This window comes from Kitasatospora sp. Root107, from assembly GCF_001424875.1.
GTDB lineage: Bacteria > Actinomycetota > Actinomycetes > Streptomycetales > Streptomycetaceae > Kitasatospora.
The window spans coordinates 130,996-147,343 of sequence record NZ_LMCT01000006.1 but is presented as its reverse complement, the minus strand read 5'-3'; the positions used below and the strand labels follow the sequence as shown (position 1 = coordinate 147,343).

Genomic DNA, 16,348 nt, shown 5'->3' with positions numbered 1-16,348 from the left:
CTACGTCGCACCCCTTGGAGGTGACGGCCATGCTTCATCCCCGCTTCGAGAATCACGAGCCCGCGCACCTGCCGGCAGTCCCGGGCAAGGACGAGGCGCTGCGGACCGGGCTCGAGTCCGTCCTGGGGCGCTGGGGGGAGCGGACGCTCCAGCCGTCCGGCGACAGCGTCAACCCCTGGGCCGTGCTGGTGACCTGGACCGAGGGACCCGGGGAATTCGCCGGGGTCCTCTCCCACGTCGTCCGGGGCGACAACGGGGCCTTCGTCCAGCTGCACCAGTTCCTGAGGTCGGCCGAGAGCCGGCTGTGGGAGCGCCACGACAACGACCGGGCCCTGCAGGTCGCCCGAGCCAGGGAGCGGATCGAGGCGATTGCCGCCGCCCTGTCGGACACGGCCGCTGGGATGCTCGCCGCCCCCACCCGGCCGCCCGGGGCCGCCCTCCGGCGCTCCGGCCGCCCGCCTGCCCCGCAGGACCCCGGCGGTCAGGCGGACCGGAGCCGGGCCGTGCCCCCGGCAGGCGGGCTGCCACCGCGCCCGAGCCGCTGACGATTCGGAGCACCAGCCCTTGGAGTATCTGAACAGCCCACTCCCGCGAGGCGGTTACCGCCCCCTGTCCTCCGCGGGCGACAGCCGCTGGTTCGGCCCCGACCAGCGGATGGGTCCGTGGGCCTACGCGCAGCTCGTCGCGCTCGCGCACCCCTGGCCGATCGCCTGGCTCTACCCGCCCCGACCCGGTGATCCTCCTCGAATCGTCAATCTCTTCGCCGGGCCGGGTGGTTGGGAACGCGGACTGCACATCCTCAACCCGACAGGCGGTGCGTTCGACGTCATCGGGGTCGAGCTGAACCGCGATGCGGCGGCGACCGCGGTGGCCGCCGGCTACCGGCGCATCGTCTGCGACGTGCGGTCGCTGGACCCGACCCATCCGGCGCTGCGCCACGTCGAGGGTCTCATCGTCAGCGCGCCCTGCGAGGTCTGGACACCGGCCGGCCTGCGCCAGGGACGCGAGGACCACAACATCAAACTGCTGGAGGAGGTGTTCGCGCGCGCCCTCGAAGGAAGCTTCGGGCATTGGCACGACGAGGAGGAGTGCGACGAGGCGGACACCTGCGTCATCTGCAGCGACCCGACCTGGGACGGCAACGGCGGCTGGACCGGACCGCTGCTGACCTTGTCCGAGGTCCGGGAGCCGATCGCCGAGATGAGCGACGCGAAGATCGGACTGATCGCCGAGACGCTGATCTGGTCACTCACCCTGACCGCGAAGTTCAACTCCCTGCGGTGGCTGGCGATGGAACAGTCCAGCGCTCTGCCGGCAATCGTCCTCGACCACCTCGGCGGCGCGCTGGAACTGGCCGACTGGTACAGCAGCGGGTTCCAGACCCTGGACGCGGCCGATGCCGGCCTCGCCTCCCACCGTCGTCGGACCTTCCTCGTTGCCGGATACCACCACCGGGTGGCGCTGCAGGCCATGCAGCCGGCCGGGCCTGTGCCCACGCGAACTGCGGCGCAGGCCCTGGGCTGGCGCGAGGGCGTTCGCGTCAACACCCGCGGGGAACACACAGGCGGCGGCAACGAGTGGTCAGCCGACCGGCCGGCGACCGCCATCACCGGGCGCTCGCGCAGCTGGTACTGGGCGGACGACCCGCAACGCCGCCTCGGCCTCGGTGAGGTGTCGCTGCTGGTCGGGATGCCCGCCGACCATCCGTGGGAGGGCTCGCCGACGTCCGCGTTCCGGCAGGCCGGCGGCATCGTCGCCCCCACCGAAGCCGCCCGTGTCCTGGGCGCGCTCCTGCGCCGGCGGTGGCAGGAGAAGGTGCCGGACTACCTCGCCGAGCTCTACGGCCCGGACAGTCAGGCGCTCGCTGCCGCGATGCCCCATCCGCTCTCCGTCCGCGCAGCAGCCGCCCTCTCCGCTTCCCCGATGCTGCCCGGATTCACCGACTGGGAGCCGCCCGCGGTACCCGTGCGGTCCGCGACCCCCCGGCGGCCGGGCCCGCGCAGCCGCTGACCGGCGCCGCGATGGCCGCGAAACCACCAGAGCGGCGCCTGCGGTGGTTCACACACCGTGCTGTCGGCGCCGCTCTCGCTCTCAATTCCTTTTCACCGGCGCCGATCCGGTTCCCCCGGCCTCGGCCGGACCGACCTGCTCCGGTCTCCCACCCCAATCCACGATCCTCACGGAGAACGTCATCAGCGAGAACGACCACGCCCCCGTCCAGCCGGACGTGAATTGGTTCCTCCTCGGCTCCGGGCGCGGCTACCAACGGGCCCTGTCCCGGTACGCCGCCCACCAGGACGCCATCAAACGCGCACTGGCCGAGGCCAACGAGCCCGGCCAGAAGCCCCCCGCGCCCCCGGCTGCCACCGGCCAACCGCGCAGGTCCGGCCCGACGCGATGACAGCCGGGCTCGCCCTACCGGGATGCCAGTGCGGCCGTAGCGACGGCTCGCCGCCGGCCAGCGCCGCGAGGGGGCTGCCGTGAACCTTCAGCAGGAGGCCGAGCAGGCTCTGCTCGGCGCCCTCCTTCTGTCGCCCGGCCAACTGGACTCGGTCGCAGCGTGGTTGAGGCCAGAGCACTTCTACAGCCATCCCCACGGCGCGTTGTACGAGGTCCTGCTCGCCCAGCGCGCTGCCGGTCACCCCGCCCTGGCCACAGGCGCCGGCGAGGACCAGCTGCGCGACTGGGCGCTCGGGGCGGCGGCTGCGGCTGCCGAGCGCAGCCGAGGGCTGACCCCCGGGTACGGGGCCGCGCTGATCGCGGCGTGCCCCGTCTCGCGTCATGCCGGTGCCTACGGCCGCATCGTGCTGGAAGACGCGATCCGCCGCCAGGTCCACGAACGCGCCCACCGGCTCCAGCACGCCGCCCGCACCGGCTCCCTCGAAGGCGCGCTGGAGCTGACCGGCGAGCTGCGTGCGGCGATCCTCGAACTCGTGGGCTCCTGGGGGTCATTGGACGAGCGACCGCGTCCGCTGCCGGGGCCCTGGCCGCTGGAGATCGCCGACAGCGTCCGCGAAACGACCCTTCAGTACGAGGCCGCGATGCTCTCCTGCGCCACCGCCGTCCCCGGCGGCCTGGTCGAGATCACCCGGTGGCTGCGACCGACGGACTTCCTCGGCTCCGGGCACGGCGCCGTCTACCAGGCACTGGCCGCTCTCGCGCACCGATCGGAGCCGATCGACGCGCTCACCGTGCTGCGGGAGGCGCATCACCGCGGGGCCGTCGCCTCCGGAGTCATCACCGCCGACGGCATTCGCGCCGTCACTCGCGGCGGGATCACCGGCGACCCGGAGTACTGGGCCGAGCGCGTCCTGCGCGCATCCCTGCTGCGCCAGAGTGCCGGTTCGGCCGGTGTCATCCGACTGCTTGCCCGCGACTCGTCCCTGCCCGGCGGCCGTCTTCTTGGTTCCGCGCTGCACGCCCTCGGCCCCGCCGAGCGCGTGCAGGAGCGCTGGCGCACCGCGCACGGCTTCGAACGCCGGACCGACGCGGACCGAGTCCCGGCTGCAGCGGAGAAGCGCCGGAACGCCGCCCGCCCCCGAACTCCCGTCCCCACACCCCGATCCGGTGCCGCCTCCTCGCCCGCCCAGGAGGCGGCACCGGCCCGATCCGCCATCAGGAGCACCCGCTGACCGACGACGACCGTCCCGCCCGCCCCGTCATTCCGACCGACACCCGCCGTGACCGCTACAACTGGGAGCTGGCCCGAGGCCAGCTCTCCGCATTCGGCCAGGCGAAGAGCTTGCGCGAATGGGCCGCCGACCCCCGCTGCGTGGTCAAGAAGGAGGCCCTGCGCACCCGGCTCGCACTCGGATGGGAGGTCGAGCGGGCTATCGCCACCGACAAGCATGACCAGACGCTGCCCGAGTACACGTACAACGGTCGGACGATGACGCTGCGCGGCTGGGCCGAGCGGATCGGCACCACCTACCACACCCTCTACAAACGCGTCGTCACACAGGACTTGAGCATCGGCGACGCCCTCGCTCTCGGCCCCGGATCCGCCAAGCACGAGGAGCCGCTCACCGCGTTCGGGGAGACCAAAGCGATCCACCAGTGGGCAGTCGACCCGCGTGCGAACGCCACCGCGACCACGATTTCCAAGCGGGTCAAGGCCGGCTGGAGCGCCCGTCAGGCGATCACCGAGGAACCCGTACACCGGCACGGCCTCGGCAGCGGCGCCCCCTGGGCGGCGTTCGGACGCCGGATGGGCCTGCCCGACTGGGCCCGGCTCAGCCAGATATCCGAACAGACGCTGCGCAAGCAGATGGACCACCACGCCATGACTCTGCAGGACGCTCTCCAGTCGCTGGGTTGGCTGCCCGACTGGCACGGACGCGCCACCGACGTCATCCAGATCAACGCCCTTGACCTGCAGCCCGGCGACCTGGTCGTCGAGGTAGGTGAGGGCGAGGAGCAGCTGCTCTCCGTGCGCCGCACCGCTGTATCTCCGGAGTTCGCCACCGGCCGCGCAGCAGCCGCTACCGGCCGCAGCACCGCGGTTCGCTCCGCCCACGTGCCCGTGTCCCGACCGGCGCGGCTGAGCGAACCGACCTCCGATCCGCGGGCCGCCCGCGCCCGGTAGTCCCCTGCAAGGAGTCCCTCTGTCCCCTCAGATCCAGCCGCGACCGCAGAATCCGCCGACCGTCCGGCTTCGGGCCGAGGCCGACGCGATCGACGAACTGGCTGCCGCCGTCCCCGGGGCCTACCGCGAACAAGGACCGCCCACCGTCGGCGAGTTGCTCCGCCACGTCACGCGGATCAGTGCGCGCCACCACGACCTGCTCGGCTCGGCTGGCGCCCTCACCAGCTTCCCCGTGGACAGCTCCCGCAAGGCTCTCGCCCGGATACTCGCCGACACCGGCGCCCAGGTTGGCCAGGCACTGTCCAGCATCAGCAGAGCTGTGGCGATGTCCGCCCGGCTCCACGAAGTCGACGGCCTGGGCAGCCCCCGGGCCGAGGACGTGCGCGAGCGGGCGGCCGCGAACTGAGCCTGTCCCTCTCCCGTACGCGGCTCGCCCTCACCGAGGCCAGTGACGCCCTGCGCCACCAAGCCCGGTCCAACCGAGACGCCGCAGCGCCGCCCGTTCCGCGAAGCACCGCCGCCCGGGCCCGCAGCGCCTCGGCTTCCGTGCCCGTGGAACCCCTCACCGGCCGCACCACCAGCGCGGTCCTACTGCCAGCCTCGGCGGCGGCAGTCACCGCTTCCCGCCGGTAGCCCCCGTCCCCACCAGGAGCCTCCCATCACTCGACCCACGCCCGAACCCGTCGACCACACTGGCGAGTTGACCCAGCTCGCTTCCGTCCTCACGCTCATCGCGGAGAATCTCGCCCGGCCCGCGAAGATGCCCGAGCGGCCCGGACTGCTCACGTCCGGTGCCGCGGCCGAGGAGTGCGAGAACGCCCGGACCGTACTGCGCCACTGCACGCGCCGGATCAGTGACCTCACCGCCTCCACGACCGGCGAGGACCCGCACCGCCTGGCCGCCGTGGCCGCCTTCCGGGTCACGCGCGTGCACGCCGCCGCCCTTCACCGCCAGCTGGCCCACGCCCTCCACCTGTCCGTCGTCCTCGAAGACAGGCCCCTGCCCGCCAAGGACGACACCGAGGGCGCCGAACGTGAGCGCCGCCTCGTCTACCAGGCGCTTTTCGCGGTCGCCGAGGCCCAGAACGCCGGGATCGCCGCAGCGAGGGAGGCGTTGGCGCTCGCCGACCAGCTGCCGCCCGTAGCAGTTCCGAGGGCACCCGCCGCCCGGCGCTCGCGCACCACCACGGTCGCCTCCCGTCCTGCGGCCGGGCCACCGCTGGTCACCGCCTCGGGACGGCGACGATGACCGACATCCACGAGGAGGACGTCCAGCGGCTGACCGACCTGGCCAACGCTCTGGCCGGGATCCGGCGCGATCTGCGGCACACCGCCAAGCGGCCGGCGGGCAAGATCCCGGACCTGCTGGCGCAGAACATCACCGCGTTGGCCGACTACGTCGCCACGGCCTCCAGGCTGAGGGCCGACCTTTCACAGCGCCCCGGGCCGGGGGTCGCAAACGTCGGCGTGGACTGGGGGCCCACCTTCGCCGCCACCCGGTCGAGCCCGGTCCTGCACAAGCTCACCGAACTGCTCGACCTCGCCTGCGACCTCGCCAACCAGGTCCGGCCCCGCACCAAGACCCGCAGCCACTTCTACGCGCCCGGCCTGGATCAGCGCGTCGCCCGGCAGTTCGCCGAGGCCGACGACATGCTTACCCACACCATCAGCACGATTCGCCAGTTCCGCACCGGCCTCGGCCAGGTCCGCAAGCGCGAACTCGACCGCGAGCAACAGGCCCTGGCCGATCCGGACGGGCTCGCCGCCCGGATGCTCGCCGCCCGAGCCAAGGCCAGATCACAGCCCCTGGTGATCGTGCCGTGGGGCTTCGAGCAGGCGGCGGCGGCCACTGCCAGCGCTGCATCGCGGCGCTCGGGCACCTCCCGCCTCGTCTCGCGGACCCCGGCCACCGACCCCGCCCCGGCGGCAGGACGCCGCTGATCACCCTCTCCATGATGATCGGAGCACCCTGAACGACACCGACGACCCGGCGGCCGTGATCCGCTCCCTGGCGGACCGGCTGGAGGCGGTGCGCTGCACCCTGCCCGCCATCGCCCCGGCCGGAGACCCCCGTGAGTCCGCCTGGCCGATAACGCACCTGGTGGCAATCGCCGCCGACGCCAGCGACGAGTTCCTGTTCCGGGTGGCGGACCCTGATACCGACCGCGCGGCCCTGATGGCGTTCGCCACCGCCGCGTCCCACGCCGCCCTCGCCCTCGCCGCCGTGGCCGACAGTACGAAGCTGCACCTGGACGGAATCGCGACCGCGCAAGTCGAGGGCTGCGTCGCCCTCGCAGAGCGCCTCGCCGTCCTCGGGGCCGGAGAACTGCGCGACGTTGCCGACCGGCTCTCCACCGCTGCCGCGGCCCCGGTCCTGTCACTGCCCGGCGCCACACCGGAGTCCCGACGTGCCGGCCAGCAGGTGGCGGCCCGGGCAGGCTCCCGCATCGTCAGTGCCCAACCGGCTGGCAGTGAACCGCCGCAGGACTCCACGCCGACCGCGACCGTCATCCCGCTTCGCCGCAACCGCTGACCCTCACACCGGAGCGCCCCCTGCCTGAACTCCCTGACCGCCCCGACCTGTTGGCGCTAGCCGATCTGGCGGACGACCTCGCCGCCACGTGGCCGGCCATCCCCGCACACGGGCCGCTTCCCCCGTCGGCCTCGTCGCCGGGCAGCTGGCCTCGCTCAACTCGCTGCGCACCGGACTGCTCCACGCCTCCGCCGCTCCGACCGACGCCTTCGCCGAACCGGACGAAGCGGCCGGCACCCGCCGTGCCGCACGGGCCGCCGCTCGCGCCTACACCCAGTCGGCTTTCGCCGACCACTGCTTGGGCGAGGTCATGGAACTCGTCCTCGCCGCACAGGGACAGCCACCGACCCAGATCGCCCTCCAGCACACCCAGTGGCTGTACCGGGACGCCGCAAGGTCCCTCACCTCGGCGTCCCGCCACCTCCGTCAGCACGTCCAGCTGCCCCGCATCGGTCGGGCGCGCCGTCAGGTTGGCGAGCCCGTTCCCAAGGAGCGCGGCGCCGCCGCCCGGCTCAGCTCCTCCCTGCGCCTGCCCTTCCGCAAGGGCAGCGGCGCCGACCGCACTGACTCCGGGCCCCCGCCCCGGGCCACGCGCACCCGCTGACCACCCCCGGCCCGACTCGCGCCGCCGACACACCGGGGCAGAGCGGCCTGCCGTACCCGGCCTGCCCGTCGCTGTCCACCCGCGACCGGGCCTTCCTCACTTCCCCGGAGCCCTCCCTGCACCTCCCTCCCGATATCCAGATCGAGTGCCTGGCCAGCACGGCGAACGAACTCCGGGCCCGCGCGCTGCAGGTCACCGCACTCTCCCAGCAGCCCGGGATTCCATCGGTCGCCGCCGTCGGCGATCCGCTGGCCGACCTCGCCGAGGTCCACGACCATCTCGTCCGCGAGACCTGGAGCCCACCGCCCCAGGGCGCGCAGACCGACCGCCCGGATGTCGCGCCCGCCCGCACCAACACCGCCTTCGCCTTGGTGGCAGTGCTGACAGCCCGGGCCAACCTCTTCGCCTCCCCCGCACTCGACGCCGCCCGTTCGACCGGCATCCGGCGACCGGATGCGGCATCAGACGGGGCGCCGGTCACCGGGCGGGCCCGGTGACCGGGCACCCGGACGGCATACGCATCGGCAGCCTCTGCAGCGGCTACGGCGGTCTCGACCTCGGCGTGCAGTCCGTCCTGGGTGGCTCGATCGCCTGGCACGCCGACCCGGCTCCCGGAGCTGCCGCCATCCTCGAACACCACTGGCCCGGGGTTCCGAACCTCGGCGATATCACCAAGGTCGACTTCACCACCGTCGAGCCGGTCTGCGTCCTAGTCGCCGGATTCCCCTGCACCGACGTCTCGGTGGCCGGCAACCGGCGCGGCCTCGCCGAGGGAACCCGCTCCGGCCTGTGGCACACCATCGCCCGCGCCATCTCAACTCTTCGACCTTGCATGGTGATCCTTGAAAACGTCCGCGGCCTGCTCTCCACCCCCGCTCACTCGCCAGCCGATGGCGACGTGGAGTTCTGCCCGTGGTGTCTGGGAGACGCAGGAGATGAGCATCCTCTGCGGGCACTCGGTGCCGTACTCGGCGACCTGGCCATCGCGGGGTTCGATGCGCGCTGGCAGGTGCTACGAGCCTCCGACGTCGGAGCACCACACCGACGCGAGAGGGCCTTCATCGCCGCCTGGCCTGCCGACGCCGAGGGCCCGGGACTTCAAGGGCCCGGACCCGAAACGGGAGGACCTGGGGCATGTGGTCACCCTGCTGCTCACCCCGACCTCGAACCTGGGCAGCATCGGGGGCAGTCAGCACCCGGACCTGCGGAAGGCCGGCGGCCACGGGCCGAACCTCTCCGACCTGGTGGAGCACCTGCTGCCGACCCCGCGTGCGACCGACGGGACCAAGGGCGGCCCGAACCAGCGCGGCAGCCGCTGGGATCTGACCCTGCCGAGCGCCGCCGCCCGGCTGCTGCCGACACCGAAGACGGACGGCACGGGGACACCGGGGCACCACGCCAGCGGGGGCTTGCCGCCCCCGCTTTCGCAGGTGGTACTGCCGATGTGGTCCCCGGCGCAGACGCCCCCGGAGAGCGCTGGGGCGAGTACGCCCCTGCCATCGCCCGCTGGGAGCGCGTAACGCGAACGGCTCCCGATCCGGTGGATTCCCGAGGCCGTCTTTCCCCGGCTTTCGTGGAATGGGTCATGGGATTGGAAGAGGGGTGGGTGACGCAGATCACAGGGATTTCCCGGTCGGCTCAGCTCACCGCGCTCGGCAACGGCGTCGTCCCCCAACAGGCAGCTCTGGCAACGCAGTTGCTGTCACCCGGAATTGCGCTGTGCGGGAACCATGCCGCGCCATCCGCGTGAATTGCGGGAAGCCATACACGACCCGATATCTCCCGAGCAAGGACACGGTCGGCGGGCAGAGTCGTGCTCGCCGAACCGCACCACCGATTCCCTGGAGCTCTTCCTTGCCCACCTTCACACCCCCCGATCCGCCCGGTCCGCCCGCGGTCACACCGGAGACCGTGGCCGAGTGGAGTGCCGTTCTCGCCTGCATCCAGGCCGAGCGGGACTCGCTCGACATCGTGGCCGAGCGCCTCGCGGAAGAGCACGACCAGGCCGCCCGGGAGGACTTCGACGACACCGAGGAGGAGTCCGCAGACGTCGGCTCGCCGGACGAGCCCGAGGAACTGATCTCGCTGACGATCCTGGCGTTCGACGACGACGCGCTGGCCGCCGAAGTGGCCACGATGGTGCCCTGGGTGGACCACATCCTGCTCGGTGTGTACGGGCAGGAGATCACCTCGGGGCGGCCGTGGTGCACCAGTTGGCCCGAGCACGACGAGGCCCTCGCCCGGATCCACCACTGTTGGCTGGCATGGCAGGAGCTGACCGACGCCCGCTCCGGCGCGACGGGACCGTCGGTGTGGCAGCGCGACCACCTGGAGGCGCTGCTGCTCAAACTCCGGGCCCCCGACGGCCCGTTCGGGGCGTGCACCACCAACCCCGACCATCCGCACCACCGGCTGCTGCCGCATCCGCCGTTCACGGATCCCGCCTCCCTGCCCCGGCCCGGCGTCCCCCGCACTTCCGTCTAGCCAAGGACGGCTCGTGAGTGCCGCCGCCCTGCTCGACTTCGACGCCCACCCGGCGGCGCTCACCGACCTCGACCAGCTCCCACGCGGCATGCAGGAAGCCGCCGTGCACCACCTGCTGAACTGCCAGCAGCGCGGTCCGGTCCTCGGCCGACGCGGCCTGTGGGACCTGACCGGCTGCCGCCGCATCTACCTCGACCGCGACCGCTGCTGGCGCCTGGTCTACCAGGAACGCCCGCCCCGGCTCGCCTCCGCCTCCGGCGGCGAGATCTACCTGGTGGCCGCCGGCGCACGCAGCGGCCACCAGGTCTACAACACCGCGGCCCGCCGCCTGCAGCTGCTCGCAGCCACCCCGGCATCCTGACCGCCCCGCTTTGACCAGCCCCTCACCTCGAAGGACTCATTGATGGCCCTCTCCACGCTCTCCCAGGCCCAGCGCATCCAGAACGCCCTGTCGATCCTCGGCCCGCAGGACACCGTCTCCATCCTGCGCCTACTCAAGAGCGCCGACGGCACCCTGCCGAAGTCGCTGCTGGAGGCCCAGTCGCGGTGGATGAGCGAGTCCCAGGTCGACAACCGTCTCGACGCGATGGAGGAGGACGGGCTCATCACCCGCAAGCGCGAGGACAGCAGCACCCTGATCTCCCTCACCCGCGCCGGCCGCGAGGCGCTGTACGTCCAGATCCCCGTCACCCGCTGGTCCTCCGCGCACCAGGGCGTCCCCGAGCACGGCACCGGTCAGGGCGCGTACACCGAGCAGGCCCTCGCCACGCTCAACAAGGCGCACACCGCCGCCACGATCATGGCGCTGGCCGCGTACGGGGAACCGGCCTATCCGAGCGAGATCCTCGAAGACGCGCTGCCCAAGGACATGAACCCGGGCAACCTCTACCAGCGGCTCGCCCAGATGGAGAAGGCCGGTCTCGTCCGGCGCACCGGCGAGCCCCGCAACTACATGTACGGGCTGACCGCGGCGGGCAAGGCACTGGCCGAACCGCTGGAGGCCATCGGCCGGTGGTCCCAGCGCCACCTGCCGAAGTCCCGCGCGGAGGCGACCACCCGCCGTGCGAGCACGAGCAGCGCCACCCTGGTGGCCCCGGCTCCGCGGCCCACCGTCGTGATGCCCACGCCCGTGGCGCAGTCCCGGACGGCCCCGCCGGCCAGGTCCGCTCCGGCCCAGGTCGCGCCTGCCGCGGACGGGACCTCGCCGTCGGAGAGGGCCGCGCTCCGGTCGAACGCCGCCGGCCTGCGCTCGGCCACCACCGCCCTGAGCTTCAGCCACGATCCCATCCCCCAGCCCGCACCGCTCTTCGCCAACTCCACTGCCACGCAGCGACGCTGAGGACACCCATGGATTCCACGACTTCCCCCGATCGCTCCGCGCCCGCCCGCAGGCCGCGCCGCCCGGCCGAGAGCGAGCCCAGGAAGCGCGTCACGGCGCCTCTGCCGGGTTCCACCTGGTACCACGCCAAGCCTGTAGGGGTCCGGCCCGCCTACCTTGCCCTTGGCACCTACACCTCCCTCGTCCGGGCCCGCCGCGTACTGCAGGCCGCGTCCTGGACCCGCACCGACCAGGGCAAGACGGCAGCCTTCACTAGTGGCGACCTGCGTGTGCTCCTCCACGAGAGCACCGACCGCTCGTACCAGCGCGAGGTACTCACCGCCCACGGCCCCAGCTGGCGGGCCGTATTCAGCGCGCAGACGCCCGACGAGGTCCTCGCCTCAGCTGCCGAGGCCCTGGTCGAGGTCTCCTCCGCCAGCCAGGACGGCACACCCGATCCCGCCGATCGCGACAACGCTCTCTACTGCCTGGCCGAGGCCGGCTGGGAAGGGGCGGACGCCCCCGGCGACGGCATCGCGCGGGTCACCTCGCCCGACCGTCTCGCCGAAGTCCTCTGCCATCCCGGCGGGAGGGCCTGGCTTATCACCGTGGGTATGGACGGCGAGGGTTGGGAGGCCGAGCTGGTCGGCGACTGCCCCGAGCAGCTCGTCGAGGCCGTCGTCGGCTCCCTGGCCGCCGAGTCCCCGGTCCGGCGTTTCTCCGCCGACCTGCCCAACGCGCTGCGCCGCTTCCTGGATGTCGGCCCGGATCCCGACCGGACAGACACCGCCCGCGGCCTCTCGCCTGCCGCCCGGGTCGCCGGTGCCGCTGCCCCTGTCGTCACCCACGTCCCGGCCGTGCCCGCACCCGCCCGGAGAAGCCGTTGACCGCGACCGGCACCGGGCCGCCGTCCACGCGCGTGACCGGGCCCGCCACCCCTGATCCACACCTCGCCGGCCCCCACCACCGGATCGCACCCCAGCCGGAGGACCTGCTGACGTCACCGTTCTCTGAGGGCACCCACACGGCCCAGCGCGTCACGCCGCTGGAGGGCGAGGACCTGGTGGCTCACAATCTGAAGATCCTGCGGACAGCTGCCCAACTGTCCCAGCAGGACGTGGCCGAGCGCATGACCCGGCTTGGCTTCAAGTTCCACCAGACCCAGATCGCCAAGATCGAGAACGGCAGCCGCCCGGTCCGCTTCGACGAGGTCGTCGCTCTGGCCAAGACGCTCGACGTTGCGGCGGGTCGGTTCATGACCGAGGCCGTGGAGGGCCCGCAGGAACGAGGCTACGCGCTGCGGGCTGCCCGCCACCGCGTTCAGAAGGCGGAGCTGGCGTGGCGAAACGCCCGCGCTCTGGAGCAGGCGGCCAAGGACCAGCTGGAGCAGGCCAGGCGTGAGCACGACGAGATCGCCAAACGTCTCGCCGCCCACGTCACCAACGCCGCTCCCGGCCCCGGCAACAAGCCCGTACCCCCACGCGCCACCCTGCCGCGCGAGAAGCACCCCCGGAGGCCGCTGACCGCCCGCACCGCCGACCGACCACCCGTCTGGAGCCCGTGACCACCTCCGCCGCCCGCACCTCACTACGCCACGTCCTGACCGCCCCACACGTCACCCCCCTGCTCGCAGGCACCCTGACCGGCCGGTTGCCGACCGCGATGGCTCCCATCGCCCTGCTGCTCGCTGTACGGGCCGGGGGCGGAGGGATCGCCCTCGGTGGTGCCCTGGCCGCTCTGTACGCACTGGCCTGCGCAATCGCCCAGCCTCTGCTCGGCCGTCTCGTCGACCGCACCCGCCTGGGGCCGGTCGCCGCAATCGCGGGCTCAGTGGCGTTCGCCACCTTCACCGCACTCGCCATGATCGACGTGGCCGCCGATCCGATCACGTCCGCAACCCTCGCGGTGCTCGCCGGGGCCTCAACTCCACCCCTGGAATCGGGACTTCGCGCATTGTGGCCACGCCTGGTCACCGGCCCGGCCGAACTGCGAATCGCCTACACCCTCGACAGCACCAGCCAGGAACTGGTCTTCCTCGCAGGACCGCTCGTGGCAACCGCACTGTCCCAACTCATATCTCCCGCAGCGGCGTTGTGGGCCTGCGGCGTCCTCGGGGTGCTGGGGACGGTGGCCGTCGCCACCCGGGCGCCGGCCTCCTGGGAACCACCCTCCCGCCGGGCCGTCCACTGGAGCGGCCCGCTGCGCTCACCCGGCCTGCGGCTCCTGCTCGCCGCGATGCTCTGCCTCGGTGTCAGCCTCGGAGCGTTCAACGTCCTGGCCCTGGCGCTCGCAGACCTGACCGCCAGCAGCTGGCTCACCGGGCTCCTGCCCGCAGCCCTGTCGGTGGGCAGCCTGATCGGCGGCATCGCATACGCCCGCATCCCGTGGCCCGTCCCGCTGGCGCGGCAACTGCTCTACGCCACCGCCGGATACGCCGTCTGCTTCGCACCACTGGCGCTGGTCACCGCCCCGTCCCTGGCCCTCGTGTTCAGCTTCTGTCCCGGCCTCTACCTCGCTCCGCTGCTGACCGTGACGTTCATCGTCTGCGACCGCCTCGCGCCCGCGGGCACCGCGACCGAGGCCGCCGCCTGGCTGATCGCGGTGATCGGCCTGGGCCAGGCACTGGGTTCCGCCCTGGCCGGTCACCTGGCCGACCACGGCACCACCGCCGTTGCTGCTGTCCCGGTGCTCGCCGCCGCCCTCGCCACGGCCCTCCTGCTCACCCGCGGCGACCTGATCGCCCCCGCCAACCTCACTGTGGAGAAGACCGCTTGACCCACCGCACCACCACCTCCCCTGTCACCGCACGCATCGTCTGGGACTGGAACGGCACCGTCCGCGATGACGTGGACGACCACGTCGCCGCCCTCAACGCCACCTTGCCCGCGCTCGGCGGCAAGCCGGTCAGCGTGGACACCTACCGCTCCCAGCACCGGGTGCCGATCCGCTCGTTCTACGACCACCTCCTCGGACGCACGATCAGCGACCAGGAGTGGGAGTCCAACGACGCCGCTTTCCTCGCCGTACTCGACCAGCGTCCGGTCCGGCTGACCGCGGGAGCCCGGTCGTGGATGATGACCCTGCGCGCCCGAGGCATCGGCCAGTCCCTGCTTTCCCTGGCCCCGCACGAGCGGCTGCTGCGCGAGGTCCACCAGGTCGGTATCGCCGGGCTGCTGGACCGGGTCGACGGCCGCGTCGGGCCCTCGGCCACCAGCAAAGCCCCCGCTCTGACGGCGCACCTGGCCGCGCTCGGCCCTAACGTCGACCCGGCCACCGTGGTCGTGATCGGCGACAGTGCGGACGATGCGGTCGCCGCCCGCGCGGTCGGCGCCGTCCCCGTCCTGTACAGCGGCGGCCTGCACAGCGCCGAACGCCTGGCAGGCGCCGGAGTCCCGGTCGTCAGCACCCTCGACGAAGCCGTCCACGCCGGGCTCGCCGCCGTCGCCGAACGCCAGGGAGTCCGCCCGTGGCGGTGACCCAGCCGGATCCACCGGCTCCTGCACGGCCCACTGCGGACCCGACCAGGGTCGGCACCGCGCTGGTCCTGCGCGCCCTCGGCGTCGAGCGGCTGACGGCAACGCCCGGCTGGCACGACGAGGACGACACCCCGCTCGGCCGCCTGACCAGCGAGGTCCACCGCACCGCCCGCCGCCTGGACCACGTCCAGCAGAACCTGGTGGCGCTGGCCTCCAGCATCCGGCGTGACATGCAGCGCGTCATCGACGGTGCGGACGTCGATCTGCCGCAGACTCACGGCGTGCTCGGCAGCACCGCCCAGTCGCTGGACCTCCTCGTCGCCCGCCGCGCCGAGCTCCACCAGCACCTGGAGGCCCTCACCGAACTGCACAAGGTCCTCACCTCCGCAGCCTCCAGCCCACCGCCCGCCGCGGAGGCCGAGAGCAAGGCCCGCACCAACTCACCGCCGCGCCGGGAGGCGAAACTCAGCGACCCGCAGAAGCAGGTCCTGGACGCCGTCGCCCTCGGTACGGTCACCGTCCGCGAGACAAGCATCCGCCAGGGCACGAAGATCAGCGCAGGGGGCCAGCGCCTCAGTCCCGCGTCGGTGAACTCCCTGATCGAGCGCAAACTCATCGTGCGCGACACCAGCACGAACCTGTACTTCGGACAGAAGCTCCGGCTCACCGACGCAGGTGCCCGCCTGCGCGCCTCCCTCGCGGGAACCTCCCCGGCCCGGACCCCCCTGCCCATCTCACTGCCAGGCAACGCGGGCCCGACGCCGCCGGTCAGCGTCCACCCGCCTCGCACCACCCCGGGAGCACGATGACCAAGAACCCCGCCAGCGGTCCGGCACCGGCGCGCCTGGTCGACGGCAGACCCGCCTTCGCGGGACGCCTGCTCGTCCTGGACCGCCTCGGCCTCGACACCTACGGACTCCCGGACCGGCACCCCGAACCGGGGGAGCTGCGCACCCTCGCCCGCCTGGTCGAGCGGCAGGCACACCGCGTCGACAACTTCGACGACGAGCTCCGCCGCAACGCCGACCACGTGATCACGCGCCTTACCCGCACACGCAACGGCGACCACCGCGACATCCAGTCCTGGGGCGTCCTGCGCACCCTCGGCAGCGACATCGAGACGCTCGCCGCCCGCTACGACCTCGCCGTCGAGCAGCTCGGCATGGCCATCCACCTCTACCGGCAGGCCAACGAGCCCGCCGACACGGTGCGACGCGACGCCGCACTGGCCCGCACCAGCGCCGCCCCATCGCCGGACGCCGTCTCCACGGCCGCGACTGCGGCCGCCGGCCCGCCCGCACCCGCCAGCACAAACAACGCCCGCCGTTGACCGCCTTCCCGACGAACA

At 72.8% G+C, this 16,348-nt stretch carries 19 protein-coding genes and 1 pseudogene; all 20 read left to right on the top strand.

The features are described from left to right. The first annotated feature begins 29 nt into the window (after nt 1-29). The 20 genes and pseudogenes from ASC99_RS07730 to ASC99_RS07640 all read left to right on the top strand — a co-directional run bounded on the left by ASC99_RS07730 (nt 30) and on the right by ASC99_RS07640 (nt 16,330). Complete coding sequence (locus tag ASC99_RS07730) at nt 30-545, top strand: hypothetical protein (protein WP_057229754.1); 516 nt, start codon at nt 30-32, stop codon at nt 543-545. A 19-nt stretch (nt 546-564) separates the two neighbouring features. After that, entirely contained in the window at nt 565-2,010 is a 1,446-nt protein-coding gene (locus tag ASC99_RS38330; RefSeq protein WP_057229752.1) for a DNA cytosine methyltransferase, read from the top strand. Between the two features lie 470 nt (nt 2,011-2,480). Then, nucleotides 2,481-3,632 carry a DnaB-like helicase N-terminal domain-containing protein gene (locus ASC99_RS07720; protein WP_057229750.1) on the top strand — a complete coding sequence of 384 codons (1,152 nt, stop codon included), beginning with the start codon at nt 2,481-2,483 and terminating at the stop codon, nt 3,630-3,632. A gap of 110 nt (nt 3,633-3,742) precedes the next feature. Beyond that, on the top strand, nt 3,743-4,585 hold the full coding sequence (locus tag ASC99_RS07715; protein ID WP_157531422.1) for a hypothetical protein: 843 nt from the start codon (nt 3,743-3,745) through the stop codon (nt 4,583-4,585). 154 nt (nt 4,586-4,739) lie between these two features. After that, nucleotides 4,740-4,991: a hypothetical protein gene (locus ASC99_RS07710; RefSeq protein ID WP_057229746.1), complete on the top strand. Its 252-nt coding sequence runs from the start codon at nt 4,740-4,742 to the stop codon at nt 4,989-4,991. Nucleotides 4,992-5,285: 294 nt separating this feature from the next. Continuing rightward, complete coding sequence (locus tag ASC99_RS07705) at nt 5,286-5,834, top strand: hypothetical protein (protein ID WP_057241260.1); 549 nt, start codon at nt 5,286-5,288, stop codon at nt 5,832-5,834. Continuing rightward, complete coding sequence (locus ASC99_RS07700; RefSeq protein ID WP_057229742.1) at nt 5,831-6,526, top strand: hypothetical protein; 696 nt, start codon at nt 5,831-5,833, stop codon at nt 6,524-6,526. The genes ASC99_RS07705 and ASC99_RS07700 overlap by 4 nt, the downstream gene beginning before the upstream one ends. A gap of 55 nt (nt 6,527-6,581) precedes the next feature. Continuing rightward, nucleotides 6,582-7,118: a hypothetical protein gene (locus ASC99_RS07695; protein WP_057229741.1), complete on the top strand. Its 537-nt coding sequence runs from the start codon at nt 6,582-6,584 to the stop codon at nt 7,116-7,118. 88 nt (nt 7,119-7,206) lie between these two features. After that, a complete protein-coding gene (locus ASC99_RS07690) occupies nt 7,207-7,722 on the top strand; it encodes a hypothetical protein (RefSeq protein ID WP_057229738.1) in 516 nt (171 codons plus the stop codon). A gap of 145 nt (nt 7,723-7,867) precedes the next feature. Then, nucleotides 7,868-8,734, top strand: a pseudogene (locus ASC99_RS42050) (DNA cytosine methyltransferase); the annotation flags it as partial. Between the two features lie 124 nt (nt 8,735-8,858). Continuing rightward, a complete protein-coding gene (locus ASC99_RS40150; protein WP_057229737.1) occupies nt 8,859-9,242 on the top strand; it encodes a hypothetical protein in 384 nt (127 codons plus the stop codon). 391 nt (nt 9,243-9,633) lie between these two features. Next, complete coding sequence (locus ASC99_RS07680; RefSeq protein WP_157531421.1) at nt 9,634-10,206, top strand: DUF4913 domain-containing protein; 573 nt, start codon at nt 9,634-9,636, stop codon at nt 10,204-10,206. A 13-nt stretch (nt 10,207-10,219) separates the two neighbouring features. Beyond that, entirely contained in the window at nt 10,220-10,567 is a 348-nt protein-coding gene (locus ASC99_RS07675) for a hypothetical protein (protein WP_057229733.1), read from the top strand. A 42-nt stretch (nt 10,568-10,609) separates the two neighbouring features. Then, the gene (locus ASC99_RS07670; protein WP_057229731.1) at nt 10,610-11,545 is read left to right on the top strand and encodes a winged helix-turn-helix transcriptional regulator; all 936 of its coding nucleotides are present in this window, start codon (nt 10,610-10,612) and stop codon (nt 11,543-11,545) included. 8 nt (nt 11,546-11,553) lie between these two features. Next, nucleotides 11,554-12,411: a DUF317 domain-containing protein gene (locus ASC99_RS38320; RefSeq protein ID WP_057229729.1), complete on the top strand. Its 858-nt coding sequence runs from the start codon at nt 11,554-11,556 to the stop codon at nt 12,409-12,411. Then, nucleotides 12,408-13,088, top strand: a complete 681-nt coding sequence (locus tag ASC99_RS07660) for a helix-turn-helix domain-containing protein (RefSeq protein ID WP_057229727.1) — start codon at nt 12,408-12,410, stop codon at nt 13,086-13,088. Before ASC99_RS38320 ends, ASC99_RS07660 begins: the two co-directional genes overlap by 4 nt. Next, on the top strand, nt 13,085-14,299 hold the full coding sequence (locus ASC99_RS07655) for an MFS transporter (protein ID WP_057229725.1): 1,215 nt from the start codon (nt 13,085-13,087) through the stop codon (nt 14,297-14,299). The genes ASC99_RS07660 and ASC99_RS07655 overlap by 4 nt, the downstream gene beginning before the upstream one ends. Continuing rightward, nucleotides 14,296-15,000, top strand: a complete 705-nt coding sequence (locus ASC99_RS07650) for an HAD family hydrolase (protein ID WP_057229723.1) — start codon at nt 14,296-14,298, stop codon at nt 14,998-15,000. Before ASC99_RS07655 ends, ASC99_RS07650 begins: the two co-directional genes overlap by 4 nt. After that, nucleotides 14,991-15,809, top strand: coding sequence for a hypothetical protein (locus ASC99_RS07645; protein WP_057229721.1), 819 nt, complete (start codon nt 14,991-14,993; stop codon nt 15,807-15,809). Before ASC99_RS07650 ends, ASC99_RS07645 begins: the two co-directional genes overlap by 10 nt. Continuing rightward, complete coding sequence (locus ASC99_RS07640; protein ID WP_057229719.1) at nt 15,806-16,330, top strand: hypothetical protein; 525 nt, start codon at nt 15,806-15,808, stop codon at nt 16,328-16,330. The genes ASC99_RS07645 and ASC99_RS07640 overlap by 4 nt, the downstream gene beginning before the upstream one ends. Nucleotides 16,331-16,348: the final 18 nt, after the last annotated feature.